At 40.5% G+C, this 24,989-nt stretch carries 27 protein-coding genes and 2 pseudogenes; 16 read left to right on the top strand and 13 right to left on the bottom strand.

Annotated features, from left to right (window positions below; translation table 11 throughout):
• The 8 genes and pseudogenes from PGX00_RS20145 (at position 1) to PGX00_RS20110 (ending at position 6,261) form a co-directional block, all read left to right on the top strand.
• Positions 1-984, top strand: a complete 984-nt coding sequence (locus PGX00_RS20145; RefSeq protein ID WP_272139926.1) for a sugar kinase — start codon at positions 1-3, stop codon at positions 982-984.
• Positions 985-1,014: 30 nt separating this feature from the next.
• Positions 1,015-1,641: a bifunctional 4-hydroxy-2-oxoglutarate aldolase/2-dehydro-3-deoxy-phosphogluconate aldolase gene (locus PGX00_RS20140; protein WP_272139924.1), complete on the top strand. Its 627-nt coding sequence runs from the start codon at positions 1,015-1,017 to the stop codon at positions 1,639-1,641.
• A gap of 257 nt (positions 1,642-1,898) precedes the next feature.
• The gene (locus tag PGX00_RS20135) at positions 1,899-2,486 is read left to right on the top strand and encodes a hypothetical protein (protein WP_272139921.1); all 588 of its coding nucleotides are present in this window, start codon (positions 1,899-1,901) and stop codon (positions 2,484-2,486) included.
• 180 nt (positions 2,487-2,666) lie between these two features.
• Positions 2,667-3,233 carry a VTT domain-containing protein gene (locus tag PGX00_RS20130; RefSeq protein WP_272139919.1) on the top strand — a complete coding sequence of 189 codons (567 nt, stop codon included), beginning with the start codon at positions 2,667-2,669 and terminating at the stop codon, positions 3,231-3,233.
• Positions 3,234-3,354: 121 nt separating this feature from the next.
• Positions 3,355-4,430: pseudogene (locus PGX00_RS20125) on the top strand (D-alanine--D-alanine ligase).
• Between the two features lie 12 nt (positions 4,431-4,442).
• Positions 4,443-4,970, top strand: a complete 528-nt coding sequence (locus PGX00_RS20120; protein WP_272139917.1) for a DinB family protein — start codon at positions 4,443-4,445, stop codon at positions 4,968-4,970.
• The gene (locus PGX00_RS20115; protein WP_272139915.1) at positions 4,970-5,719 is read left to right on the top strand and encodes an NRDE family protein; all 750 of its coding nucleotides are present in this window, start codon (positions 4,970-4,972) and stop codon (positions 5,717-5,719) included. Before PGX00_RS20120 ends, PGX00_RS20115 begins: the two co-directional genes overlap by 1 nt.
• A 71-nt stretch (positions 5,720-5,790) precedes the next feature.
• Positions 5,791-6,261, top strand: coding sequence for a YHS domain-containing (seleno)protein (locus PGX00_RS20110; RefSeq protein WP_272139913.1), 471 nt, complete (start codon positions 5,791-5,793; stop codon positions 6,259-6,261).
• 41 nt (positions 6,262-6,302) lie between these two features.
• Here PGX00_RS20110 and PGX00_RS20105 read toward each other — a convergent pair whose 3' ends face one another.
• The 5 genes and pseudogenes from PGX00_RS20105 to PGX00_RS20085 all read right to left on the bottom strand — a co-directional run bounded on the left by PGX00_RS20105 (position 6,303) and on the right by PGX00_RS20085 (position 9,767).
• Positions 6,303-6,821 carry an NUDIX hydrolase gene (locus tag PGX00_RS20105; RefSeq protein ID WP_272139911.1) on the bottom strand — a complete coding sequence of 173 codons (519 nt, stop codon included), beginning with the start codon at positions 6,819-6,821 and terminating at the stop codon, positions 6,303-6,305.
• Positions 6,822-6,841: 20 nt separating this feature from the next.
• Positions 6,842-8,025: pseudogene (locus tag PGX00_RS20100) on the bottom strand (MFS transporter).
• Positions 8,026-8,106: 81 nt separating this feature from the next.
• Positions 8,107-8,733 carry an HAD-IA family hydrolase gene (locus tag PGX00_RS20095; RefSeq protein ID WP_272139909.1) on the bottom strand — a complete coding sequence of 209 codons (627 nt, stop codon included), beginning with the start codon at positions 8,731-8,733 and terminating at the stop codon, positions 8,107-8,109.
• Positions 8,730-9,269, bottom strand: a complete 540-nt coding sequence (locus PGX00_RS20090; RefSeq protein ID WP_272139907.1) for a GNAT family N-acetyltransferase — start codon at positions 9,267-9,269, stop codon at positions 8,730-8,732. The genes PGX00_RS20095 and PGX00_RS20090 overlap by 4 nt, the downstream gene beginning before the upstream one ends.
• Before the next feature lie 24 nt (positions 9,270-9,293).
• Positions 9,294-9,767, bottom strand: a complete 474-nt coding sequence (locus PGX00_RS20085; RefSeq protein ID WP_272139905.1) for a GNAT family N-acetyltransferase — start codon at positions 9,765-9,767, stop codon at positions 9,294-9,296.
• A 169-nt stretch (positions 9,768-9,936) separates the two neighbouring features.
• Here PGX00_RS20085 and PGX00_RS20080 point away from each other — a divergent pair, with 169 nt between their 5' ends.
• Positions 9,937-10,176, top strand: a complete 240-nt coding sequence (locus PGX00_RS20080) for an RNA recognition motif domain-containing protein (protein WP_272139903.1) — start codon at positions 9,937-9,939, stop codon at positions 10,174-10,176.
• 259 nt (positions 10,177-10,435) lie between these two features.
• Here the strand turns inward: PGX00_RS20080 and PGX00_RS20075 are convergent, their stop codons facing one another.
• Positions 10,436-11,098 carry a type 1 glutamine amidotransferase domain-containing protein gene (locus PGX00_RS20075; RefSeq protein ID WP_272139901.1) on the bottom strand — a complete coding sequence of 221 codons (663 nt, stop codon included), beginning with the start codon at positions 11,096-11,098 and terminating at the stop codon, positions 10,436-10,438.
• Positions 11,099-11,263: 165 nt separating this feature from the next.
• On the opposite strand from PGX00_RS20075, the gene PGX00_RS20070 reads away from it, so the two are divergent.
• From PGX00_RS20070 to PGX00_RS20060, 3 genes are all read left to right on the top strand, one after another.
• The gene (locus PGX00_RS20070; RefSeq protein WP_272139899.1) at positions 11,264-12,118 is read left to right on the top strand and encodes a LysR family transcriptional regulator; all 855 of its coding nucleotides are present in this window, start codon (positions 11,264-11,266) and stop codon (positions 12,116-12,118) included.
• Between the two features lie 160 nt (positions 12,119-12,278).
• Complete coding sequence (locus PGX00_RS20065) at positions 12,279-12,449, top strand: hypothetical protein (RefSeq protein ID WP_272139897.1); 171 nt, start codon at positions 12,279-12,281, stop codon at positions 12,447-12,449.
• Positions 12,450-12,593: 144 nt separating this feature from the next.
• The gene (locus PGX00_RS20060) at positions 12,594-13,772 is read left to right on the top strand and encodes an HD-GYP domain-containing protein (RefSeq protein WP_272139895.1); all 1,179 of its coding nucleotides are present in this window, start codon (positions 12,594-12,596) and stop codon (positions 13,770-13,772) included.
• A 49-nt stretch (positions 13,773-13,821) separates the two neighbouring features.
• Here PGX00_RS20060 and PGX00_RS20055 read toward each other — a convergent pair whose 3' ends face one another.
• Genes PGX00_RS20055 through PGX00_RS20040 form a run of 4 tightly spaced genes read right to left on the bottom strand, consistent with a single transcriptional unit; the run spans position 13,822 to position 16,732 of the window.
• The gene (locus PGX00_RS20055; protein ID WP_272139892.1) at positions 13,822-14,715 is read right to left on the bottom strand and encodes an FAD:protein FMN transferase; all 894 of its coding nucleotides are present in this window, start codon (positions 14,713-14,715) and stop codon (positions 13,822-13,824) included.
• A gap of 17 nt (positions 14,716-14,732) precedes the next feature.
• On the bottom strand, positions 14,733-16,028 hold the full coding sequence (locus tag PGX00_RS20050; RefSeq protein ID WP_272139890.1) for a DUF3570 domain-containing protein: 1,296 nt from the start codon (positions 16,026-16,028) through the stop codon (positions 14,733-14,735).
• Complete coding sequence (locus PGX00_RS20045; RefSeq protein ID WP_272139888.1) at positions 16,019-16,240, bottom strand: DUF4266 domain-containing protein; 222 nt, start codon at positions 16,238-16,240, stop codon at positions 16,019-16,021. Before PGX00_RS20045 ends, PGX00_RS20050 begins: the two co-directional genes overlap by 10 nt.
• A 9-nt stretch (positions 16,241-16,249) precedes the next feature.
• Complete coding sequence (locus tag PGX00_RS20040; RefSeq protein WP_272139886.1) at positions 16,250-16,732, bottom strand: TlpA family protein disulfide reductase; 483 nt, start codon at positions 16,730-16,732, stop codon at positions 16,250-16,252.
• Positions 16,733-16,992: 260 nt separating this feature from the next.
• On the opposite strand from PGX00_RS20040, the gene PGX00_RS20035 reads away from it, so the two are divergent.
• From PGX00_RS20035 to PGX00_RS20025, 3 genes are all read left to right on the top strand, one after another.
• The gene (locus PGX00_RS20035; protein WP_272139884.1) at positions 16,993-17,358 is read left to right on the top strand and encodes an EF-hand domain-containing protein; all 366 of its coding nucleotides are present in this window, start codon (positions 16,993-16,995) and stop codon (positions 17,356-17,358) included.
• Between the two features lie 113 nt (positions 17,359-17,471).
• Complete coding sequence (locus tag PGX00_RS20030; protein ID WP_272139882.1) at positions 17,472-18,797, top strand: efflux RND transporter periplasmic adaptor subunit; 1,326 nt, start codon at positions 17,472-17,474, stop codon at positions 18,795-18,797.
• The gene (locus tag PGX00_RS20025) at positions 18,794-21,928 is read left to right on the top strand and encodes an efflux RND transporter permease subunit (protein WP_272139880.1); all 3,135 of its coding nucleotides are present in this window, start codon (positions 18,794-18,796) and stop codon (positions 21,926-21,928) included. The genes PGX00_RS20030 and PGX00_RS20025 overlap by 4 nt, the downstream gene beginning before the upstream one ends.
• Before the next feature lie 239 nt (positions 21,929-22,167).
• Here the strand turns inward: PGX00_RS20025 and PGX00_RS20020 are convergent, their stop codons facing one another.
• Together PGX00_RS20020 and PGX00_RS20015 are read right to left on the bottom strand one after the other, a co-directional pair.
• Complete coding sequence (locus PGX00_RS20020) at positions 22,168-22,767, bottom strand: thiol:disulfide interchange protein DsbA/DsbL (protein WP_272139878.1); 600 nt, start codon at positions 22,765-22,767, stop codon at positions 22,168-22,170.
• A gap of 128 nt (positions 22,768-22,895) precedes the next feature.
• A complete protein-coding gene (locus PGX00_RS20015; protein WP_272139876.1) occupies positions 22,896-23,261 on the bottom strand; it encodes a hypothetical protein in 366 nt (121 codons plus the stop codon).
• 204 nt (positions 23,262-23,465) lie between these two features.
• Between PGX00_RS20015 and PGX00_RS20010 the strand changes: the two genes are divergently transcribed.
• On the top strand, positions 23,466-24,056 hold the full coding sequence (locus tag PGX00_RS20010) for a GNAT family N-acetyltransferase (protein ID WP_272139874.1): 591 nt from the start codon (positions 23,466-23,468) through the stop codon (positions 24,054-24,056).
• Here PGX00_RS20010 and PGX00_RS20005 read toward each other — a convergent pair.
• On the bottom strand, positions 24,053-24,955 hold the full coding sequence (locus tag PGX00_RS20005; RefSeq protein ID WP_272139872.1) for a LysR family transcriptional regulator: 903 nt from the start codon (positions 24,953-24,955) through the stop codon (positions 24,053-24,055). The two genes, PGX00_RS20010 and PGX00_RS20005, sit on opposite strands and share 4 nt — an antisense overlap.
• Between the last annotated feature and the right edge of the window lie 34 nt (positions 24,956-24,989).

Raw genomic sequence — 24,989 nt, 5'->3', positions numbered from 1 at the left:
ATGACAGAAAATGATACTCCTAAAAAAATCGCAATTATCGGCGAATGCATGATTGAGCTGAACGGTAAACCGTTCGGCAACATGCTGCAAACCTTTGGTGGAGACAGCCTTAACTCTGCCGTATATCTAGCACGGGCTGCAAAGCAACAAGTTCAGATAAATTACGTCACAGCGATGGGCTCTGACGCACTCAGTGAAGGTATGATTCAACGCTGGCAAGAAGAAGGCATCAATACGCAATTTGTGCTAACTGATAACACTAGGCAACCGGGCCTATATCTTATTCAGCTTGATGATCAGGGCGAACGAACTTTTCTGTATTGGCGAAACCAATCTGCTGCGCGCTATATGTTACAGCACCGAGATTTCGAGCTGTTAACAACCAAGCTTGAAAAAATGGACATGGTTTATCTCAGTGGAATTAGCCTAGCCATATTACCAGAAAAAGATCGGAAAACTCTGCTTACATTACTCAGAAAGCTCTCGGAAAAGGGTGTTGAAATCGCCTTTGATTCCAACTTCAGGCCAGCACTTTGGCCACAGAATGAAGACTGGAAAACCGTTAAGGACCACTATGCTGAACTACTGTCGTTCTGCGATCTGGCGTTGGTTACCTTTGATGACGAACAAGCAATTTGGCAAGACATCTCTCCAGAGGCAGCATTAGATCGCCTCGAACACGCCGGTGTTAAAAAAGCAGTAATAAAACTCGGTGCGGAAGGGTGCTTATATAAAAACCTACAAAAGAAAGAGAGCGATGCGTTATTCATTACCACGACACCTATCGAAGAGGTTGTAGATACAACGTCTGCCGGTGACTCTTTTAATGCTGGATATTTAAGCGGCCACCTAACTGGGTTAGAACCTGAAAGATGTTGTGTACGAGGCCACCAACTTGCTAGTGCGGTCATTCAAAGCCAAGGGGCCATTGTGCCACTATCTGCAACCCAATCTATCACCAACCAATTTAAATTAACTGACTGATCCTTCAGTCTTAACAACGAGGACAAGTAGATGAGTACAACATTGGATAAACTGAAGGAACTTAAAGTCATTCCGGTTATTGCTATAGACAGAGCCGAAGACATTATTCCTTTGGGAAAAGCGTTAGCCGAAAACGGTTTACCTGCAGCAGAAATCACCTTCCGTTCCGATGCCGCAGAAGAAGCAATTCGTCTACTTAGAGAAGCACAACCAGACATGCTTATTGGCGCTGGGACCATTTTAAATAGAGAGCAAGCCATTGCAGCAAAAGAAGCAGGCGCGACCTTTATAGTTTCTCCTGGGTTTAACCCAAACACAGTAAAAGCGTGTCAGGAGATAGGCATTGATATTGTACCGGGTGTCAATAACCCGAGTACAGTAGAGGCAGCATTAGAGATGGGCCTCAAAACGCTCAAGTTTTTTCCAGCAGAAGCATCTGGTGGAATTGCAATGGTGAAATCGCTACTCGCGCCATATACCGATATTGAACTAATGCCAACGGGCGGTATTAGCTCAAAAAACATCAATGATTATCTCGCTATCCCTAGAGTTATCGCATGCGGTGGAACTTGGATGGTAGACAAAAAACTCATCAACGAAGGGCGGTGGGACGAAATTGGGCGTTTAGCAAAAGATGCAGCTGATTTAGTCAAATAACAGAGTAAGCACTGCGCAAAGCAGAACTAGTTTCATTGCCATCTAGTACCATTCAGTGTCTCTTATCAATAGCTATAAGCCTCTACAATTTTATCTTAATCGTAGGGGCATTTTTGATCTTGTTTCGCATTTATTACGTCACTATAAACCAATAAAAAATCAGAAATTTGCTGCAAATATCAATATTTAAACTATTTTATATATATAGTATCCATTCGATTTACCAATAATAAACAACCAAAAACAATAGGCTTTTTATGAAAGGAACTTCTTTAATATCGCTTGCGCTAGTGTCAGTTCCCTTTTTTGCTTTCGCGGATGAGGCCCCCTCAGATAATTCGGCACACCATCAATTAGGCATTCGTGGTGGCTGGGTTATGCAACAACCAGAATATAATGGATTGGATGATGCAGATGACCGTACGACAGGAAACGTCTATGGTATTGACTACACCTTTTTAAAATCCTTTGGAGAATCTCGGAAGTTTAAGTGGGGGGTCAATGCCGGGGTCGATAAAGTGAAGAATACGGTTGATTTTACAGTTGATGGTCGAACTACTTCTTATCCTCTAGATTATTATTCTACCCGAGCTGCAGGTGTATTTGCATATGGTATCACCCAGCAGATCGACGTATACGGTAAATTAGGGCTAAGCTATAATTATGGAGACTTAGGCACTCAGCAAATAAATGGAATCGGTATATTCGAAGCCGTTGGCTTTAGCTATCAATCATCTAATGGTGCTTTCTCTGCCATAGAAGGTCAAATCGATTCATTCAAAGACGGTGATTACGAAGCGCCATTTAGCTTATCTCTCATTATTCGAGCTGGTTTCACTTTTTAACATCGATTCGTCACTTACTTTTAAAAAACGGCTATCTCTTGATAGCCGTTTTTTATTTTGTTCTTTTTATTCTCGTTAATGTGAAATAAATCCTAATCTTTAAAGGTCTAGTAATTGTAATCACTTAGATTTAACCAAAATATACATCTAAAAATAACACAAAGCATCAATAGGAAAGAAATGACAGAGTGGCTTACACAAGAATTAGCATTACCAGGAAACTTGACGGTTCCCGAAATTGTTGTGTCTATTATTCTGCTTTCTTACCTATTGGAAGACCTTGCAATTATCACTGCTGCACTGTTAGCCGCTGATCAGGCTATCTCACCTTCTCTTGCTCTGATGGCTATTTTTATTGGCATCGCTACCGGTGACATCGGTTTATACGGAGCCGGAATGCTAGCAGCCAAATGGCGAGGTTTACGTTACCGTTTATTAAAAAACAGAGGAATGCGTATTGTTAGAGCAAGGCTCAAACACCAACCTCTTTTAAATATTGCTCTCATTCGCTTTATACCCGGCTTAAGGACCATAGGCTTTACGTTAAGCGGTCTATTTGGCATTCGGTTTTTCCATTTTATGGGGGCTGTACTCTTAGCAACTGCGGCTTGGACCGCGCTTATATTCTTCTGCATCTATCAATTAGGGTCCATCAGTTGGCTCAGCGATAGTGAATGGAAATGGGTTATCGCGCCATGTGCATTGGCAGGCCTATGGTCAATAAATAGAACTTCAAGAAAAAATTAAATACTCACGGTAAAGGAGTGTCAGTTTGAGTGCACTAAATCAATCAAAAACAGCCAATCAAATAGACCAGAGTAATGTCCTTCCTCTCAACAAAGGACAGTCTATTGAATCACGATTAGGTATGCCTGAAATGGATAAATCAGGCCCGGTCGTTTCTCGTTACGAGTTTTGGCCTACCTGGTTTTTTTATACCCCAGTCATTTTTCAAAGCCTATGGCATAGCCTTAAGTATCGCAGCATTGGGCTGCCTCTGATAGCCAACCCTTCAATATGGCTAAGTGGAATGGTAGGTGAATCGAAAAAAGATATTCTGAACCTAGCGGGCAAAGAAGCAAAACAGTGGATATTACCGTTCACTACACTAAGAAAAAACAACCAATCTATCGATATTCAGATTCAAGATGCACTTGATGCAATGGAAAGCGAAAAACTCGAATTCCCTGTTGTCGCAAAACCCGACAAAGGCTGCCGAGGCGCTGGTGTCAGGCTTATCCATAATAAAAAGCAACTTGTCGACTATGTTAAACGCTTTCCGAACGGTGCTGATTATCTACTACAAAAAAATCCGACTACGAGGCTGAAGTGGGCGTGTTTTATATGCGCTATCCCGGGGAAGCCAAGGGGCAAGTATTCTCTATCACATTGAAATACGCACCCTATATCGAAGGCGATGGTGAAAAGACGCTACAACAGTTAATTCACGATGACCCAAGAGCTGGGCAGCTTGCTCATATATATGAACAGAGGCATCAGCACAAACTCGATTGGGTAGTTCCCAAAGGCTTAGAATTTAGATTAGCCTTCGCTGGTAGCCACAGTAGAGGAAGTATTTTCAAAAATGGCAATCAATACATTTCATCTGCGTTAACAGAACAATTAGACAACATTTTTGATGATTTTGATGGTTTTCATTACGGTCGATTGGATATCAAGTTCAAAAACATTGAGAGCTTAACCGCAGGTGAAAATTTTCAAATAATTGAGATTAACGGTGCGAGTAGCGAAGCAACACATATTTGGGATAGTAAAACTACCCTATCAGAAATTTTTTCAACCTTACTTTTCCAATACCGTTCGCTATACAAAATTGGTTATTTACAGAAAAAGGCTGGCCACAAACCACCGAAACTCAAATCATTATTTAAAGCGTTGAAAGAAGAAAATGAACTCATTAAACAATATCCATCAACGGACTGAGCAGGCCAAAATATGAATAATGAACCTATTTGCCCATCTATTATCGGCAGCTTAGAAGCAATAGAACAGAGTTTAACGTTGTGCGAAAAACTTGATCATACTAGCTATAATTTTAAAGCGGTTCCTCATGTACAAAGCTCGATAGGTGAGCATCTTCGCCATATCTTGGATATGTTTCTTGCCTTAATGAATCAGTCAAACATCGGTGTTATTGACTACGACCATCGCCGTAGGGGCGACCCGGTGGAGTCTAATCTATCCGTAGGCGTTTCAGAGCTAAGTGACGTAAAGGTATGGTTATGCAAACTAACGAGTCAACAATTAGATAGCCCCGTCACTATACTGTCGGAAGCAACAATATCGACACAGAAGATTTGCGAGATGACGTCTACATTAAGACGAGAGCTGTTATTTGTGTCAAGCCATACTATCCACCACCTTGCCATCATTAAAGTAATCACTACTCATTGTGACATAGAAACTAATGAACATTTAGGCTACGCGCCCGCAACAGCAACTTACTTAAGAGGACAGGCTTAATGTGCACAGCATCGTGGCTTCTAGATGAAACTGGCTACCAAGTTTTCTTTAATAGGGACGAACAAATTGGTCGCGCTAAGGCACTACCACCTGCTCAGTTTACTAGCGAACAAAGTATCAATTATTTGATGCCTGTAGACCCTGTTGGAAAAGGAAGTTGGATTGCAACCAATGAATTTGGGCTCACGTTATGTCTACTCAATTTCTATCAAGGGGAATTACCTAATGGGGAGTTGGTCAGTCGCGGTCAGTTAGTAAAGTCGTACGCTCATTATTCTAACGCGGAAGCCCTAATCGCTGATTTCACGACATTAAGCCTCACCCAGTATGCACCATTTACCTTGGTTATCTTCGATACACAATTAAGTTCCGAACAAGGTCATGTCAAAGCGCTACAGTGGGATGGGAAGAGCCTCGTTGACTCTCTGCCATTGCCACCACTTATTTCTAGCGCTGTTGATGCAGATAACGTGAGAGCGTCTCGTAGAAGCTTATTTGCGAAATTTAACGCCATTGAAGAAAACACGACGTCTAGACTATTATTCCATCACAGCCATGAACCAGAGCAAGGGCACTTTTCACCTTGTATGCATAGAGATGACGCCCACACCGTTAGTTTCACTCATATCACTGTCACTAAAGCGACCATACAAGTGAATTATCAGGATGGCTCACCGTGCCTTCAATCTCCATATCATAAAAGTAGCCTGAGTAAACTCAATGCCAAACAAATAGAAAAATTCGCTTAATTAGCTGAAAGTTTTCCTCTCTCTCTTCTGTCTACTCTGTTAACTGCGAATAATTAGCAAAGGAATCTACAATGAGAAAGTGGTTATCAAGTTTACTCGTATTGGTGGCAAGTGTTTTTTATACCCTTCCCGTACTAGCAGAGGCTCCCGTCTACACCGGCTTTTTTAATAACAAAGCCGTAGATGGGTACGATACTGTCGCTTATTTCTCGCATAATAGAGCGATTAAAGGTAACAACAAATTCAAACTCGAATATATGGGTGCTGATTGGTATTTTACGAGTCAGAACAATATGGATAAGTTTAAAGCCGACCCGACCAAGTACGCGCCACAATATGGCGGTTACTGCGCCTGGGCAATTGCGGAAAAGAACGACTTTGCTCCAGGAAACCCAGAGCAATGGACGATTGTAGATGGCAAGTTATATCTAAATTACAATCGAGATATTCAGAACAAATGGTTAAAAGATGTCCCCGGGTTTATCGCTCAGGGAGATAAAAACTGGCCGATGCTTTTTAAGAAAGACAACATTAATAACTAATGAACTTATGGCATATAGAACAACTTAAATAATCAGGTAACTTACCTGATTATTTCTTTTTTAAAACCGATTAACTGCTGAAAGGCAACCTTTGCAGACTCAAAAGCAAACTTGCTGATTTCTACATCAGTTATTGCAACCCAGAGAATTTGCGCCACATCGTCTTGTGCCTTCATTTTAGGCTTTTCATCCAATTCAACCACAAAAAAGCTATCGCAGGTTTTATAGATAATATCTTTATATGGGTAAGTATTGGGATTGGACCCCACATATATCGCGCTATCAACAACAAGGTCAAGCTCCTCGTATAGCTCTCTGATTACCGCCTCTTCTAGCGTTTCGTCTGGGTCAGCAAAACCACCCGGGAAGTCCCACATACCTATACCTGGCTCTCTTCCTCTAATAGCAATAAGAACCTCATCTTTGCAGGTTATCACCACCATAACGGCAGCGGCTACATTTTGAAACAATGTGAACGTACACTCGCTACAGGTATAAAGTTTCGCTGGTGTATCTTGAATTACTAACGATTTTGAACCACATTTTGGGCAAAACTGCATCTTGAAATCCCTCTGCTTATCTAAGTCCAACTCAATATTCTTACTTCGTTACCTTCTGTCGGTTTTTCAGGCACGTTCAATGCTAATAACAAAGAAACAACGGCCATTCCTGCACCCAAAAAGAATACCGCTGACGGTGAAACAAGCCAAATAACACCGAAGGTAACCGGGATAACAACCGCTGCAATATGGTTTATAGTGAAAGCCACACCTGCGGTGGAGGCCATATCCGCAGGATCGGCAATTTTTTGAAAATAGGTACTAATCGCAAGCGCCAACGCGAAAAACAGATGGTCGATCACGTAAAGTGCGGCTCCCCACTCGGCTGTTTCAACAAAGGCGTAGCCGAGAAAGACAGCAATTAACCCGATATATTCAAATGCCAAGGCTTTACGTTCGCCAACTTTACCAATTAGCCGCCCAATTTTCTTGGCAAACAACCAATTAAATACGTAGTTAATTAGAAATAATAAGGTGATATCTCCAGCTGAGTAACCAAATTTTTCTACCATTAAAAAGCCCGCAAAAACAGTGAATATCTGCCTTCTGGCACCACTCATAAAGGTAAGCGCATAATAAAGCCAATAACGTTTTCTCAAGAAAAGTTTTTTGTTCTGCTGAGTATGCGTTTCAAAAGCAGGAAAAGCGAATGCAAGTACAAGAGTAATAATAAAAGCCAAGCCGCCCGCGATAAGATAAACCCAAACATAATCTAGTTTTAGTTGTTCTAACGCTAACCAGAGTGCCCCATAGGTGAAAAGCGAGGCGAATGCGCTAACAGAAATGAGTCTACCTAATACTTCAGGCGCTTCAGACTTTGTTAACCATTGTAAAGAGAGTGATTGTTTTAGAGTTTCAAAATAGTGGAACCCGATAGACATTATTAGCGTTGTAAATAACAACCCCCAAGAGACGGGAAAAAACCGGTAGCCGCAGTACCCAAACCACACATTGCCAATGCAATGATCATGAATTTCTGTTCACGTATAAACAGAAGAACAAATACCACAGTGAAAGCCAAAAAACCTGGGATTTCTCTAACGCTTTGAAGCAGACCAATGTCCGCACCATCAAAGTTGGCTTTCTCTACTACAAAGTTGTTAAGTAGTGCCTGCCAACTAGAAAATGTAATTGTGATTACAATAGAGGTGAGTATTAAAAAATTTTGTGGGTTTTGCCAACCATGGCGTTTAGACGTTTGCACAAATTATCCTTAATGGTGCGCATGTATCATGCTATTTACCTAACGTAAATATTGAGAAAATCGAGTATATGGTAAAGTAACCTATGACAATAACCTAAGGATGTCTAGCATGGATGAAACTCGATAAGTTGCTTTTATATCCGAATGAATATGATGAGGATCGTAAAGAACCACTTTCATTCCCGCGGCTTTTGCAGCCTGTATCCCTACTGGGCTGTCTTCAACGACTAAGCAATTCTCAGGTTTATATCCCATTTCCTCACTGGCGTGTAGGAAAATATCGGGTTCTGGTTTCCATATCCCAATGTCGAAGCAGCTAAATATATTTTGCTTAAAAAACATATTCAGATTAGTCAGTGCTAACGCTTGTTCTATTTTTGGTCTAGGTGCTGACGAGGCTACACACATTGGTAATTGGATGCTTTCAAGTAGCCCTTTCACCCCTTCGTTAGCCGTTAAAGAAAGTGCAAACAGTGCCTTTACCTTTTCACGATATTCAACTTCAAAATTGGCAGGTAAGGCGATTGAGTATTCGACTTCTATAACAGCAAGAATGTCGGTAAACTTTACCCCTCGAAATCTATCTACTAACTCTTGGGGACTCACTATAATGTCGAGTTCAGCAAGTTTGATAGCTAACGCTTCATTACATAAAAGCTCGCTATCTACTAACGTACCATCGCAGTCAAATATAATTAATTCAATCACTTAATTTTATCTTTATGTAATCCGTAAATGGCATGATCGACAATGCGACCACCAAGGTATTCTTCATTTGTAATGACACCTTCTAACGTCATTCCTAAGCGTTCACAAACCGAGCGGCTCGGTTTATTTTCTACTGCTGCCGATATTTGAATTTTCTGCATATCAAATTCCGAAAACGCTATTTCAATTAGAGCCCCGCATACACGAGTCATGACGCCCTTACCTTGAAAAGGCTTAGCAAGCCAATAGCCTATTTCTACTTTTTTCAAGTCGTGGTTTATAGTATTAAAGCTGGCATTCCCAACCAACTCATTCTGATAAAAAACTGCACACACCATTGACTTACCGTCGGCATAATCATGTAAAGAGTGCTGTACGAACTCTTCAAAATCTAGCTTGCTTTTACAGTGTGGCGGCCAAGCTAACCACTCTTCAAGATATTCAAAATTTTCTTTCGCTAACTGGGCATATCGAGGGGCAAAAGACTTATGGACTAACGCTAATTTTACCTCACTGTCTATTTCTCTATAAAACACCGAACTTTTCTCCACGACTCATTTTTAGTCAATTTTCTTGGTCATATTGTACCCTGTGACATTAAATGCCAGTTTTTGGTACAGTTTTTTTGCTCGTTCATTATTAGACGCCACTCTTAAATTAAGAAATTCGACACCCCTCGCTTTTAAGCGAGACTCCAGTTTGGAAAAAACCTGAGTTCCAATACCGCAACCTCGGAAACCTTCAAACACATAAAAATCATAGATAAAGGCGGTTTTATCTGGTTCGGCAACTTTGTACCATAAATAGCCAACTAGTTGAGCAGCCGATTCAACACCAAACTCAATACAGTACATTTCATGGTCACTTGTTTCTATACCATCGGGGAAGCATTCCGTTAACTTGTTATCTGCGATATCTGCAGCTTCATTCAATGTATAACCGTAATTTTCAGCTAAATCACTTCCATAGGCTAACATAGAGTATTGCCGATAGGCCGAAAACTCATCATCTCGCATTTTTCTGAGTTTTATCATGGCGTACCTTCCTATCAACATATATGAATATTATTAAGACAATAGCTCGAATAGGTTGAAACTCAAGTAGAACAGAGGGTAAACAGAAAGAAAAAACTAACAATTAGAGCTTGGTTCACCTAGCAATACCTGAGACAATCGAGACTATAATTTAATATACAGGTTTTCTATGAAACTTTTAGTTCGCAACCTTGCTCGCTCTACCACCGAACAAGAACTTCGCACCCTATTTTCTGAATTTGGTTCAGTAAAACAATGCAACTTAGTCTTGGATCAAGAAACAGGACTATCAAAGGGGTTTGCATTTGTTGAAATGCCAGAAGAGAGCGAAGCGACCTCTGCCATTACGGCCTTAAATCAAAAAACGGTGGCTAACAACAAAATCAGAGTGAAAAGAGCTAATCAGTAGTGTCTGAAAAGCCATATCTATCAGCACAAAGATCAGATACTACCACTGGCTACTTTTAAATATACCGCGGCAAACAGCCCAGCAAAAACAAGTACCGTTACAAGTAGTTTGAGCCATAAGAATTTCATGTTGTGCCTCTGATGTTAAAAGTAAGATAGTCACACAACGTTAACACTTAACGTGCAATTGAAAAAGCCCGATTGTGAATCACAAACGGGCTTAAATTTATTAATGTCTAACCATTAACTTTAAATTGGTATTACAGCATACCCAATAATTTTTCAGCAGCAGACTCTGAACTCGCTGGGTTTTGACCAGTAACAAGAAGCCCATCTTGTACAACAAACGGAGTCCAATCACTTACTTTTTGATAGTCAGCACCACGATTTTTCAGCTCGTCTTCTAACAAGAAAGGAACGACTTCGGTTAGCTGAACCGCTTCTTCCTCGGTATTACTGAAGCCCGTCACCGCTTTTGAATTCACAACGTACTCACCTTCAGCGTCTTTTACGTTTAATAATACGGCCGTTGCGTGGCAAACTGCAGCAACAGGCTTATTATTCGCAAGAAATGATTCAACCAATGAAACTGAATTGCTATCTTCAACAAGATCCCATAATGGTCCATGGCCGCCTGGATAAAATACTGCATCGAATTCAGATTCGTTCATCTCTTCTAGCTTTAGCGTGTTTGCCAGTTGTAGTTGACCAGCTTTATCTTCATCAAATCGTTTTGTAGCGGCTGTTTGAAAGTCTTCCAGTTCGCTACTAGGGTCAATCGGAGGTTGTCCACCTGCAGGAGAAGCTAGAGTCACCTTAATGCCAGCATCCAGAAACGCGTAATAAGGGGAAGCAAATTCTTCAACCCAAAATCCGGTTTTTTTACCTGTATTGCCTAACTCTGAATGTGACGTAAGAACCATCAGTACTTTTTTTCTGTTGTATTTGTCATGATTGTTTTCTCTTTTTCAATTCGTTGAATGACCTTATTGGGTATGGAACTTACTATATATTCGTCATCCTATTTAGACAATGACCTAATTTTGAACTATATTAGTTCAATTATTAGAACAATAGCTGTAAAGAGTATGAACCTATCAATTGAGCAACTAAAAAGTATGGTGGTATTCACCCATATTGTTGAGCAAGGCAGCTTTAGTGCAGCGGCAAAACAAGTGGATCTTTCTAGAACAGTGGTCAGTTACCATATGAAGAAGCTAGAAGATAACTTGGGTGTAAAGCTTATTAACCGATCGACAAGAAGCTTATCTCTCACCGAAGCTGGAAAAGCCTATTACGAAAGTTGTCGAGTGATCACTGAACAAGCTCAGTTTGCACAGCAAAAGATGGACAATTTTAAAAACGAACCTCAAGGTTTGATTAAGATTACCTGCCCAGTAAATGTGGGGCTGCAGTTGATTGTCCCTGCGCTCAATGAGTTTAAAGAACAATTCCCAAAAATAGACTTAGACGTCATGTTATCAGATGATGTTATTAACATTATTCAAGAAGGTATCGATTTAGCTATCCGTGGAGCCCCTTTACCAGACTCGGGTTTAATCGCCAGTAAATTATCGACCCTTCAAACCTGTTTATGTGCATCACCAGATTACCTCAATAAACATGGCCGTCCTAAAACTCCGACCGATCTTGATACTCATACATGGGTCGTTTACAAGCAATCGTCTACAACGTTAGAATTAACCAAAGGCACTCGATCATTTCGAGTAAAAGTGGCTGGGAGCATCTCCACCAACAACGCGGCCGCAAGAACCGCATTCGTTGAAGGTGGGCACGGATTGGGGCGCATTCCGGTTTATGATGTTGCTCCTCGACTTAAACAAGGAAAATTAGAAACGGTTTTAGATGATTATTTTCTTTCACCTATTCATGTTTATGGCGTTTTTGCTCCAGGTGCTTCTGATTCAAAAAAATCAGGGTGATACTCGATTTTCTTAAATCTTATTTTGCCAACCGACAAAGCAAAGAGACAAGCGGGCTAATTTAAGTTGGGCGAAGACTCAAACATCAGGCAATATCAATATCGGCGGAAAAGCCACGTATATTCTTGGTCTACACTTTCAATGAACAAGAGATAAATCGATGAAAAAATGCTGTGGAAACTGCAGGCAGTTTATTCGTTCAACTGGTAAGCCAGTCGATGTATGCGGAGCTTGGGGAAACCCGACTACCGCTGATAGAGTGGCATGCGATTTTTGGATGCTGTTAGTAAAAAAGAAAAACGATGAAAGAACGAAGTACAACGACAATTAATGTTATTTTATTCTGTCGAGCAGCATACTATTCACATTCTATGCGAAAAGCAGTACTCCATTACTAGGAAAAACCATTATACTTATGCTACATCAGTTACTTATGTTGATAATTTGAACAATTCTAATAGGCACCGATTCATAAATGCACAATGAGATTAAAATTTCCGAACTAAAGGTAGGAATGTACGTAGTTGAAATTACTGAACAAGCGAGTAATTTTCGGCTAAGTAGTGCCAGTTGGATTAGAAATCAAGCCGCACTTGATCAGCTTCAAAAATCGGGTGTTACCAAGGTTTTAGTCGATCCTACCAAACGTAAGTTTCCCAAATCTAAAAACCCTTTAAAAACAGCTCAAAGTAAGAGCGTATTTGAAGAAATAGAAAAAGCACAAGAGATCCTTAACGAGTCTAAAGAAGTACAAAAAAAGGTTTTTGACAATATCCAGAATGGGTTGCAGATTGATATCGACGAGGTAAAAGTTACCACGCGTAAATATATCAATACTCTATTTGAAAACCCTAACGCTATTGGCTGTCTGCAAAATATCAGAGACAAAGATCAGTATCTATTGGAGCACTCTTTAGGCGTTGCGACATTAACGGCCATGTTCGCTCGATATTTAAATTTAGATGAAGAGATAATCCATCATATGGCTATTGGTGCCATATTGCATGATATCGGCAAAGTCGATATTCCCGACAGTATCCTTTATAAGCCAGCTCGTCTTACTACTGCTGAATTCGAAGTCATGAAGTCTCACGTTACCGAATCAATCAAAAGACTTAAAAAAACACCGGGTGTCTCTAAGTTGTCATTAAATACAGCCGCTCTACACCATGAAAAGTTAAACGGTAATGGCTATCCAAGAGGATTAGCCGATACTGATATCCCGATCAATGGCAGAATTATTGCGATTTGCGATGTATTTGATGCATTAACCGCAACACGATGTTACAAGCAAGGTTTTACGCATACAAAAGCATTTTCTATCATAAGAAAAATGGCAGCAGAAGGGGAACTGGACGAAGAGTTAGTGAAACGATTTATTGATTGTGTCGGTTCTTACCCAGCCGGTTCTGTCGTTGAACTTAGCTCAGATAAACTTGCGATTGTAGACAATAGAAATACGCAAGATTCTACTAAACCGCGTGTCTATTCATTTTATGACCTTGCCACACGGCAGTATTGCGATGTGAGTTATATTGATCTAGAAACCATCGAAAACGTGCAAATTGTAAAATGTATCCAAGCAGAGCAATATGGGATTAACGTCGGTGAGTCGGTAGATTATGTCTCTAGAAACAAAGAAAAATCAGCTTAAGTAGATCAATACATTCCTATTGTTACACCGTTATTTTTACGCATTGGCACTATTCTATTAACCAAAACGGTATTCCTTGCGCTTCAAGAAAAGCTCTCGCTTCTCCTCCTTGCAGCATTGCTATCGTACTAATGAGCCCTGCTTGAATACAATTACTCCCACCAACGGTCACTTGCTTAGGGGCATGTTCGACTGGATAGCCTGTTTTGGGGTTCAAGATATGGCTGTAGCGAACACCGTTTTTAAGTAGGTATCGATTAGCGTCTCCACTTGTTGCTAGTCCTCCTTTAACCAAATTAATCGCTTTATGGTCGTCGTTATTTAATGGCCTCTCAAAACCAACGAGCCAAGGTTTACTCGACAACTTAGGCCGACTTATCGCCAGATCACCACCGAAGTTAATAAGCACCGATATTTCTGCTGCCAATAACTTCATTTCTGCAGCCACTTTATCAACGGCGTATTCTTTACCTATACCACCAAAATCGACTTCCATCCCTTTAGGGATAAAAGCCTGCTTTTCATCGAATCGAATTTTATCCCAACCGATAAACGGTAATAACTGCGTAACCTGATTTTTAGTGGGGATTTTGTCGCTTCCGTCAAACTGCCACGCTTTTCTTAAAACACCCGAAGTAATATCGAACATCCCTTCACTCACTTGATAACAAGTGTCCGCAAACTGAAACAGACGAAATGTTTCTTCATCAATCGCGACCGCTTTTCCATTGCTACAATTAAGCTGAGCACACAAGTTGCCGTCTCTATACCGGCTAAATTTTGTTTCTATGCCCCGAGTAATTGTAGCCGCACTGTTGAGTAACTGGGCAGCGATGTCCTTCTCACAAGGCTCAAGTAATATCTCACATGTGCTTGCCATGGCAGGGAACGACCCCCGCCAGTGGTCACCTTTCCAATCTAGTACAACTCCGTCAGTAACCATATATCTCCTTGGTTTGCTTAAAACGAATAATTGACTTGCGCGATAATGGCACTAATTTCTGGATATAGATCTTGTTGTGCTAATTGTCCTGGCTCGTCAAATCCTGCATTTTTTGGCTGCTGGACGTAATACTCTAACCTAAATGCTAATTCATCATCATTAATTGGTAAGCCATATTTAAAGCCTAAAGTGTATGTGTTCATCTTGCCTAGTCGATAATCGGCACTCATGAACTCAGGTACTTGCGACGATTCCATTAAATAAGGCGAATAGAAATCGGCTTCGGATTGAGTATAAAAACGAATATGAGGTTCAAAATAATGATTGTTGCTAAACGTATAGTTATACCGCAAATCGATAGTATGAGAATCCATTTCCCAATCATCTAACATATACCGATAACTCACATCTAAAACTTGCCCGCTAATATTAGCTTTAGTCTGCCAAAACAAGACATGTTTGGTTCGTGAATCAGGGCGATTTTCGTATAAAATTTGCTGAGTAGTACCTGAATCATCGACAACACTCATCAGCTTAAATGGGTCGGTTAAATAACCGCTAACCAGTGAATAGTTGTAATTAAATGATGTGATTAACCACCGGTTAATTACTTGACTCACACCAAAATTCAACTCAGTCGTGGCCTTAGTTTCACTGCTATCTCGACGCGTATTTTCAAAGGCTGCGTTAAATTCAGCATCGGATGAATAGTCATTACGATACACCATTTCCGAACCACCTACAGGCACTCCACCTTCCGGTTCTATAGTATCGAAGTATCCGCCAATCCCCATCGAAAATTCTGTATTATTTTGATTCAAGGCACGAGTAAAACCCAGATTCCCACCTAAAGAAAGGTAGTCGTACTCTTTACTCAAATGAAGTCCAGTAGACCAATCCCAGACGCGATTAATAGGTGAACTCCAACCTAGATTAAGCTGAACACGTGTGTCATGAAAAGTATCGTCTAACGGCGTATCACCGGGAGCCACTACATAAGAACCATCTCCAGAAGGCCTAGTAAAGGTTTGCGCTTCATTCTGTGCTACCGCTCCGGTTGGAGATGCGCCTGTTAGTGCATCAATCGTGAGCTTGGAACTAAACACTTGCCCGTCGCCATTGGTTCTTTTCGCAGCAAACATTCCTTCTGAAGCCATAACTCTGTCAGAGTCTTCTCCATAGTATAAAAATGCACTATCAAAATCCCACATGGCATCTGAATTACTTTCATCCGCTTGCGCGTTCGGAGAAATCAGTAATTGACTCGCAACCGCAAGAGCGCTGCTAATTTTTCCTATGTTGGTTAATTGCATCCGCAACCTCCCGCAGCGCTGCCACGACCACCACTTGTGGCTTCTTTACTAAAATAAATATGATCATCAAAACTTTTATCAACTTCATTCCCTTGCAATTCCATACGCGGATCAGCAAGCAGATCTCTTTCCCATGGTTGAACACCCAATTGGCTACAGGCCGCTAATAGACAAACACCGACTACCATCATTGAGATCTTAATACTATTCATTCTCGTCCCTTAAGGCTGAATTAACGCCCTTATTTGTTCTTTTAATTCACGCTTATCACTCGTTTTGAAACCGATATGTATACCCACAATCTCACCATTTTTGATCAAATAACTGGTAGGCATTGCAGGCACTTTATAAGCGCTCGCGATGTCGCCATTCGAATCATAAACAACCGTAAAATTTGCCGGATTATCATTCAAAAACTGATCGGCTAATGACTTTTCCTTGTCGACATTAACCGTAACGACTTTTAACCCTTTGTCGCCAAACTCACTTTGTAGCTCATTCATAAAAGGAAATGAATATCGACAGGGACCGCACCAACTAGCCCAAAAATCCAAATAGATCCAACTTTCCTTTGACAAGGCATGCAAGCTCGTTTCTTGGTTCTTCATATTGATAGGAAAATCTGGAGCAACATCATTTTTTGCATATGTATACGTACTAAAAACAACACACAAAATAAAAACTAGTCGATTGATGGTTTTCACTAATAAAACCTCTTTAGTTCGTTTATCGTTAATGTGCCTTTAATTAAGACATTCACTGCTGATAAACCTATTGTTATATTTATAAAGCTTAGATGAAGTTATGTGAAAAAAGTGTAAACAACTTTTATATATGACAAACAAGAATAAAAATCATCATCATTTTAATTTATATCAAGGGTTTACATTAATTTACACTAGATTACGTTGCTATACATTCACGCTGCTAATGTTAAGGTGTATACATAACTGAGGGATGCATTATGAACAGTAAATTGATGCTTTCAACAATCGCGATTTTAAGTTTGACTATTGCTGTTGGAGTTAACGCGGCAGGTCAAGGCAGAAACATGGTTGGGAATAATCAAATGCCAACCTTTGTAGAAATGGACACCAATCAAGATAGCGTGATTAGCTTAGATGAGTTTAATGCCTTTAGAGCCGACAAAATAGCTCAAAAAACAGAAGAAGGTCGCGCACTAAGAAACATTTCAAACGCACCCATGTTTGAAAATCTTGATACCAACGGAGATCAGTTCATTGACAAAGACGAATTTCAAAACATGCCATGCAATACCAATCAACGTGGTGGTAAAGGTCGCAATAAAGGACAGCGTAATGCTTCATAAAGACTAAAGTCCCATATTTATAAATATGGGACTTTTTTATCATTCATCTTAAGAGATGATTTTTTTAATCTTTAATTAGAATATTATCATTTACTAACATTAAGGAAAGTAAGATGTCTCACTTCAGTTGGAAACAGAGAGTGCTCATTGTTCCTCCAATCGTTCTCGGCGGTATTTTATTGTTCCTTGCTCCAGGGATGAAAGCCGAACCACCAACATCAACTCAGTCAACAGGTAAAAAGGTGGTTCGTATTCTAAAAATCGAACCGCGACAACTTCAACCGGTTGCCGTTGGTTATGGACATACTGAACCCGCGCAAGAATGGGAAGCACAATCAGAATTAGACGGTACAATTATTTGGAATTCTGAAAAATTTCAGGAAGGAAATATCATTAGCAAAGGGACACCGCTTCTGAAAATTGACCCTTCATCCTATGAACTTGAAATCGCAAAACTAGATGCTGAAATTAAAGTCGCCAAACTAAAAGATGAGACTATCTCCGCATCCTTAAAAATCGCATCCGAAGAGTACAAAATTCAACGTTCCGAATATGAACGCTCACTACAGTTAAGTAAAACCGGACATATATCCAAAACGGAAAAAGACCGCGCAACACGAGAGTTATTAAGTAGTCAGCAGCAATTGCAGACTCTTAAGAATAATTTAGTGATTAATCAAGCTGAGCAGCAAGTCCTACAGACGCAGCTTTCTCTCGCCCAACGTGATTTAAAACAGACGACAATATCCGCCCCTTTCGATCTTCGTATTACGGAAAAACTGGTTGGTTTCGCAGAATATGTCAATAAAGGTGAGATTTTACTTCGAGCTGACGGTATTGCAGCAGTAGAAGTAAGCGCACAGTTCCCTTTAGGTAAAATGCGCCCCCTTCATCAGGCAATCAATAAGAACAATATCTCTGGTGACCTACATAACGAACTAGACGTTTTGATCGAACTAAATGCAGGCGAGCGTATCATTTCATGGAACGCAAAAGTAAACCGCTCCGGTGGACATATCGACGCACAAACTCAAAGCCAAAGCATTGTGGTTCGAATTGATGATCCATATGGCCAGGCTCAACCAGGCAAAAAACCGCCTTTAATTCGAGACACATTTGTAAAAGTAACCCTGATGGCGCCTGTCCTTAAAAAACAAATTCTCATACCTGCCAATGCTATTCATCAAAATAAGGTTTATGTCGTAAATGACGAGGGAAAACTCCAAATTAAACCCGTTAAAGTTGCCTTTATTCAAGACCAAATAGCCGTAATAAAAGAAGGTATTGAAGTAAACGACAAAGTTATTGTTAGTCAGCTCTCTCCGGCGGTAAAAGGTATGCCACTCAAACCCCAACCTGACAAAAAAATGATTGAATGGTTAAATAAAACAACAGGATTTGACGTTAAGAAAACACCAAAAACGGAGGGTAAATCATGATCACCTTCTTTGTCCGCCATGCAACCGGTGCGAATGTCTTGATGATAGTGGTACTGTTGCTCGGTCTGTTTGCTTTACCCAAGCTGCAAAAAGATACCTTTCCCGTCACTCCGACCAAAGATATAGAAGTCCGTGTTAGTTATCCCGGAGCATCTCCTGTAGAAGTACTTGAAGAAATTTGCTCTCCGTTGGAAGATGCCCTCGATAAGCTTAATGGTATTAAAGAGATCACTTGCGATGCGAGAGAAAATGTTGCCATTGCCAACGCTGAAATTACTACTGGTGAAGATATTGATATTCTCACCACAGACATCCAACAACAAGTCAACTCTATTGGTGACTTTCCAGACCGAGTAGAGCAGGTAACCGTCACTAAGCTAGACCGTACCGCTACGGTTGCAAGTGTCGCTATTACAGGCGACATGTCTGAGAAAGACCTTTATCTATTCGCACAAGACGTAAAACAGAGACTAAAAGCCAATCCTCTTATTGCCCAAGTTGTTGTCTCTGGATTTTCTGATCAAGAAATAGAAGTGCGTATCTCTGATTGGAAATTAAAACAGTATGGTTTAAGTATTTCTGACCTGTCTACCTTAGTCGAGCAGCAAAATATTAACAGCCCTGCTGGCGTATTCACAAGCCAGTTAGATGAGGTTAGTGTTCGCTTTAATCATCAGAGCACAACAGTAGAAGACTTCAGAAATCTCGTCATTAAAACCAATGAACTGGGTACTCAAATCCGACTCGGTGACATCGCGGTGATCGAGCAAAAATTTGCTTTAGACGAAGAGAAAATCCTATTTAATGGGCAACAAGCCGCCCTATTACAAATATCTAAAACCTACTTTCAAGACACGTTAAAAGTAAAAGACGCACTCGACACCCTTATCGCTAAAGAACAAGCAATGGCAGTGCCGGGCATAACGTTTACTGTCACCCAAGATGTCAGTGTGAATATCAATGAACGGCTTCGCATATTAACCAGCAACGGAATTCAGGGGTTAGCGCTGGCCTTTTTAATGCTATGGGCATTTTTTAACATCCGATTTAGCTTTTGGGTTGCAATGGGGTTACCAGTTTCATTTCTTGGTTCTATTTTTGTTATGCATTTACTTGGTTACACGATCAACATGATGACGATGGTTGGCCTAATTGTCGCTATCGGTTTGCTTATGGATGACTCGTTGATCATTGCCGAAAACATTGCAGCAAAACGCCAAGCAGGTATGCCTTCTTTCGAAGCGGCAATAGAAGGCACCAAACAAGTCTTTCCAGGTGTTATTGCTTCGTTTGCAACAACATTAATGGTCATTGGCCCACTCATGTTTTTGAGTGGAAAATTAGGCGAAGTACTGAGGTATATTCCTATAATTTTGCTCATTACCTTATTAGTGAGTCTTATAGAAGCTTTTTTAATCTTGCCTTCACACTTAGCCCATAGCCACTTAAATTCTAAATCAAACCCAATTAGGGATAAGTTTCTCGCTACATTCGAAGTCACAAGAGATAAAGTTTTTGTACCCCTCTCCTTTAAGGCGATGAATGCTCCCTATTTTACGCTAGGTATTATGCTCATGGTTGTGCTCGTTTCGTCAGCTACTTTCTCTGCAGGTTGGCTCAAATTTAAAGCCATGCCTTCCCTAGAGAGTGACACCCTGCAAGCCCGAATTTTATTACCTCAAGGGAGTTTGCTAGATCAGACTGAAACGGTCGTGAATAAAGTGTCGGGTGCACTCGCGGAAATCAATCAAGAATATGCTGCTAAATTTCCTAATTCTGAGCCCTTAATAGAAAGCACCACCATCATGTACAACACCAACATAGATGCGAACGAATCAGGCCCCCACTTAGCGACTGTGAGCGCAGATTTACTCGCTGCACAATTTAGACAAGAAAGTATCAAATCATTGATTCAGAATTGGAAAAGCAAGGTCGGCCCAACAGCCGATGTGGTATCACTCAAATTCACCGACAAAGAACGGGGCATTGCGGGTAATGGTATTGATATCAGAGTACAAGGAAACTCTTTGGATGAGCTAAACAAAGTCAGCCGCACCCTTATCAAGTGGTTAAAAGGCTTTGATGGGGTATTTAACCTTTCAAGTGATTTACGCAATGGCAGAACAGAGATCCACGTCAGTTTAAAAGATGAGGCCGGAGTCATGGGTGTTAACTCCGCACAAGTTGCCCAAACACTAAGAAGCGCAGTTAAAGGCACGACCGATCTTTCTGTTTTTCAAAATGGAGAAACCTTGGATATTACAGTTCGACTAGACGAATTTACTTATCAGGCGAGTTTAAGTGGCTTAAAAGACTTAGCTGTTACTGCTTCAAACGGAACCTTAGTTCCCCTTTCTAGTGTGGCTGAATTTAAAGAAGAGCAGTCCTACTCACGAATTAATCGCGTAAATTCGGTGAATACGGTTACTGTACAAGGCAATGTGAACACGAGAGTAGCAAACTCTAGAGAAATCATGCAAAAATTCTATAACGAGTTTGTTCCCACATCGAAGAAAACATTTCCTGATGTCACCTTTGTTTCTCAAGGGCAAGATAAAGAGAGCTCAGATACCGGCTCGTCTCTAATGACGTTCTTTGCAATGGGGGTAGTGGGTATTTTCTTAATCTTAGCTTTCTTGTTCCAAAGTTTCAGCCAACCTATCGCCGTTCTGCTTGCGATACCAATGGGGTGGATTGGTGTTATTTGGGGACATTTAGGGATGGGGTTAGACCTTACTATTCCTAGCTTAGTTGGCTTCGCAACGCTTGCCGGCATCGTGGTGAATGACAATATTTTATTGGTGAACTTTGTTAAAGAAAATGTAGCAAAGGGCCAACCCTTGCTCGCAGCTTGTAAAGAGGCTGTTCATGATCGCTTTAGAGCCATATTTATTACATCGTTGACGACTTTTGTTGGTCTACTGCCTTTACTTACAGAAAGCAGTACTCAAGCGCAGTTCCTAATACCGCTGATCGCAAGTATCGCATTTGGGTTAATGTCCGCAACACTGCTCGCCTCTATCACTGTCCCCTGTGTTTTACTGATATTAGACGATTTGGGGTTAACGTCATTCGGCAATGCAGAAAAACAGCCCGACAGTAAAGAGCAGGTAGTGATAAACGAATACTAAATGGTAATAACAGAGAGAACTATGAAACGCGTTCAACCACTATTTGTGAATTAGATTCCAAATCAATAGCGGCTCTAGGACCAGGTCCTGAACCGCTACAACATCCTGCTAATAATAATATACAACTAACAAAGGCTAACCATCTCATTTTACTCTCCTCGCAATACTCGTACTCAGCAAATAGAGTATAGGTCAGCATGGAGAGTAAAATGTGACTTAATCAATAAGTCAGTAGATTGCTAGAGTGTTAATAGATAATTGACTAGCTGATAATACTCATCAATCGTTTTAATTTCATCGGCCTTAACAATGTATTTATTATTAACAACCACCCCAGGAACGCCTGTTAACCCAGTTGCTTTAAACTGTTTATCAAATCGTTTCTGCATCGAATCAACAGCGAAACCATTGAACGTAGAATCAAATTTTTCGCCAGAAACACCATTATCTACAAAAATCTGACGTAGTTCAGAAACGTTGCTCGGTGCATTTTTGAAGTCATGAATCTGTTTGAACATAGGCATAACGACTTGGTCTTCCACTTTCAGGGCCACCATAGTCGCATAAGCCTTAGCCATTGGAATCGCCATGCTATTGCCCATAAAAGAGACATGCACTTTCTGGAACTTAGCTCCATTGGGAAGCTCATCTTTTAACCCTTCCATCACAGGTTCAAATCCGTAGCAGTGTGGGCAATAAAACGAAAAGAACTCTGTCACGGTTGGCGTTGACGATTTAGATGCCTCCAATACGGTATAGTGTTTACCTTCAGAAAAATCAGCGGAAAAGGCTGACATGCTCAACAATGTAGTCGCGACCAACAAAATAAATTTTCTCATTATTAACTCATTCTCCTAAAATCCAATATGGATTTTATATATTACTTTTCAAGTACCTTAATCCCGTTAGGCAAACTCGTCGTTCACCCAACACGATAATATTTAATTACAGATTACATAGTGAAAAGCTAAGCGATTGGAGGCTTATAAAGAGATTGGGCTAAAAAATTATTTTTACGAGGGTGCTCTTTTTCAATGAGCGCTAAACTAAAAGAAGGCGCCAAATGTAAGCTTTGGCTAAGCGAAAACGGTGGGTACAATGCATGCGAGGCAGACGCACAACATTGAGATGCAGCTGACGTTTTTGATTCTATATGCACGTTGTCAGATTGAATAGGATCAGCAAAAACAATCTCCACGTTTTCTGATTCTACGGGACAAATATCATAATTACTAAATGATACAACCACAGATGCACTCGCACTAAAGCTCATCATCAATAAAGAAATGAGTAAAAAGCAGGTTAACAAAAGAGATTGAGTACGAAGTAACATAATATCGCTAGCAGTTGAGAATTGATCTCATCATACATAAAGGTATTCACGTTAACAACGATGAAGTCGTTTTAAAATAAGATTGAAGGGTGTAACTTAGAGTCTGTACTTCTAACTGCATGTGCAGGCAACAAAAAGGTACAAACACATTATATCGACACAGCTATTTTGTGGGATAGGTATTAATTGGGATACGCAGCAGACATGCAAGAAAAAACAAAATTGAATAGTGTTACATCAGCGTCAAGTCAAAGCCCTATATTAGAAACGACTCGATATTTCATTCGAGCGTTCGAGAAAAGTGATTTAACGGCATTCGCACAGTATAGAGCAGATGAAAACGTAGCTCGCTATCAGAGCTGGACCAACTACACCTATCAAGATGCGTTAAGGCTATTTAACCAAATGGATTACTCCACCTTTGGCCGCATAGGCCATTGGTATCAATTAGCCATAGAGAAAAAATCTTCCCATGAGGTGATTGGCGATCTTGCTGTCCATTTCATTGATCAAGAAAAAATGGAAGTCGGATTTACTATTTCGGCAGATAATCAAAGAAAAGGTGTCGGATTTGAAGCTTTATCCGCGCTACTTGATTTTTTGTTTCTAACACTAAATAAACAGAAAATAGTCGCCTTTGTGGACATGAAAAATGAAGCATCTTATAAACTGCTCGAAAAAGCAGGATTTAAGCGAGCAGCGAACCTTAAAGCCGATACTTCACCACAAGCTGGCTGGGGAGATGAATATTTCTACATGAAACTGCGTTCTATGCATATCAACCCACCAGCTTAATCACCTAACTCATCCATGACAAAATCTATAAAACTCCTAACCTTTGCCGACATATGCTTTCTACTTGGGTAAACCATATAAATACCAATCGAAGGCTTTGGCCAATTTTCGAAGAGTTCGACAAGTTTACCCGTCTCCAATTCATCTTTTAACGCAAAACGTGGGATGCGGAAAATACCTTGATCAGCGACCGCTAATTCCACCTCTAACATTGAATTGTTGGTCAACACATGACTATCAACATGAACTTGAATTTGCTCACCATTAACATCATCGAATATCCAAACATTCGGTTGTTTGAGATTGCTATAACTAATAATTTTATGCCGATCCAAATCGTAAGGATGCTTCGGTGTTCCATGTTTAGATAGATAGCGAGGAGAAGCCAATACCAATGCCTCAGAGCGTGTTATCTTGCGGCTGATGAGACTAGAGTCTTCTAGGCGCTGTGCCGCTCTGATAACAACATCGAACCCGTCAGAAATGAGATCAACCTTTCTGTCATTGAGTTCCAGATCTAACTTAATTTTTGGATAACCATCAATAAATCGACTTAAAACGGGGCTAAGATTAGAGAGCCCGTAGGACATTGGACAACTCACTCTCAACAAGCCATGAGGTTCACCCTGCTTGCCAATGATGGCGTTTTCTGCCTGTTCTGCGTCCTCAATTATTTGTTGGCACCGTTGATAGTACAACTCACCTTCTGGCGTTAGGCTTAATGAGCGAGTGGTTCGATGCAGCAACCGTACGCCTAACCGCGCTTCTAGCTTGCTGACTTCTTTACTTATATATGAAGTCGAATGACCGCTAACATCAGCAGCTAAGGTAAAACTGCCTAACTTAACGACCTGAGCAAAAATAGCCATACCATCTAACAACGTACTTTTAATCGCCATACGGATACTTTTCTCCCTATTAAAAATACTTAAG

Source organism: Vibrio algarum, assembly GCF_028204155.1.
Taxonomy (GTDB): domain Bacteria; phylum Pseudomonadota; class Gammaproteobacteria; order Enterobacterales; family Vibrionaceae; genus Vibrio; species Vibrio algarum.
The sequence above is the reverse complement of the archived record's forward strand: the minus strand, read 5'-3'. Positions and strand labels throughout refer to the sequence as shown.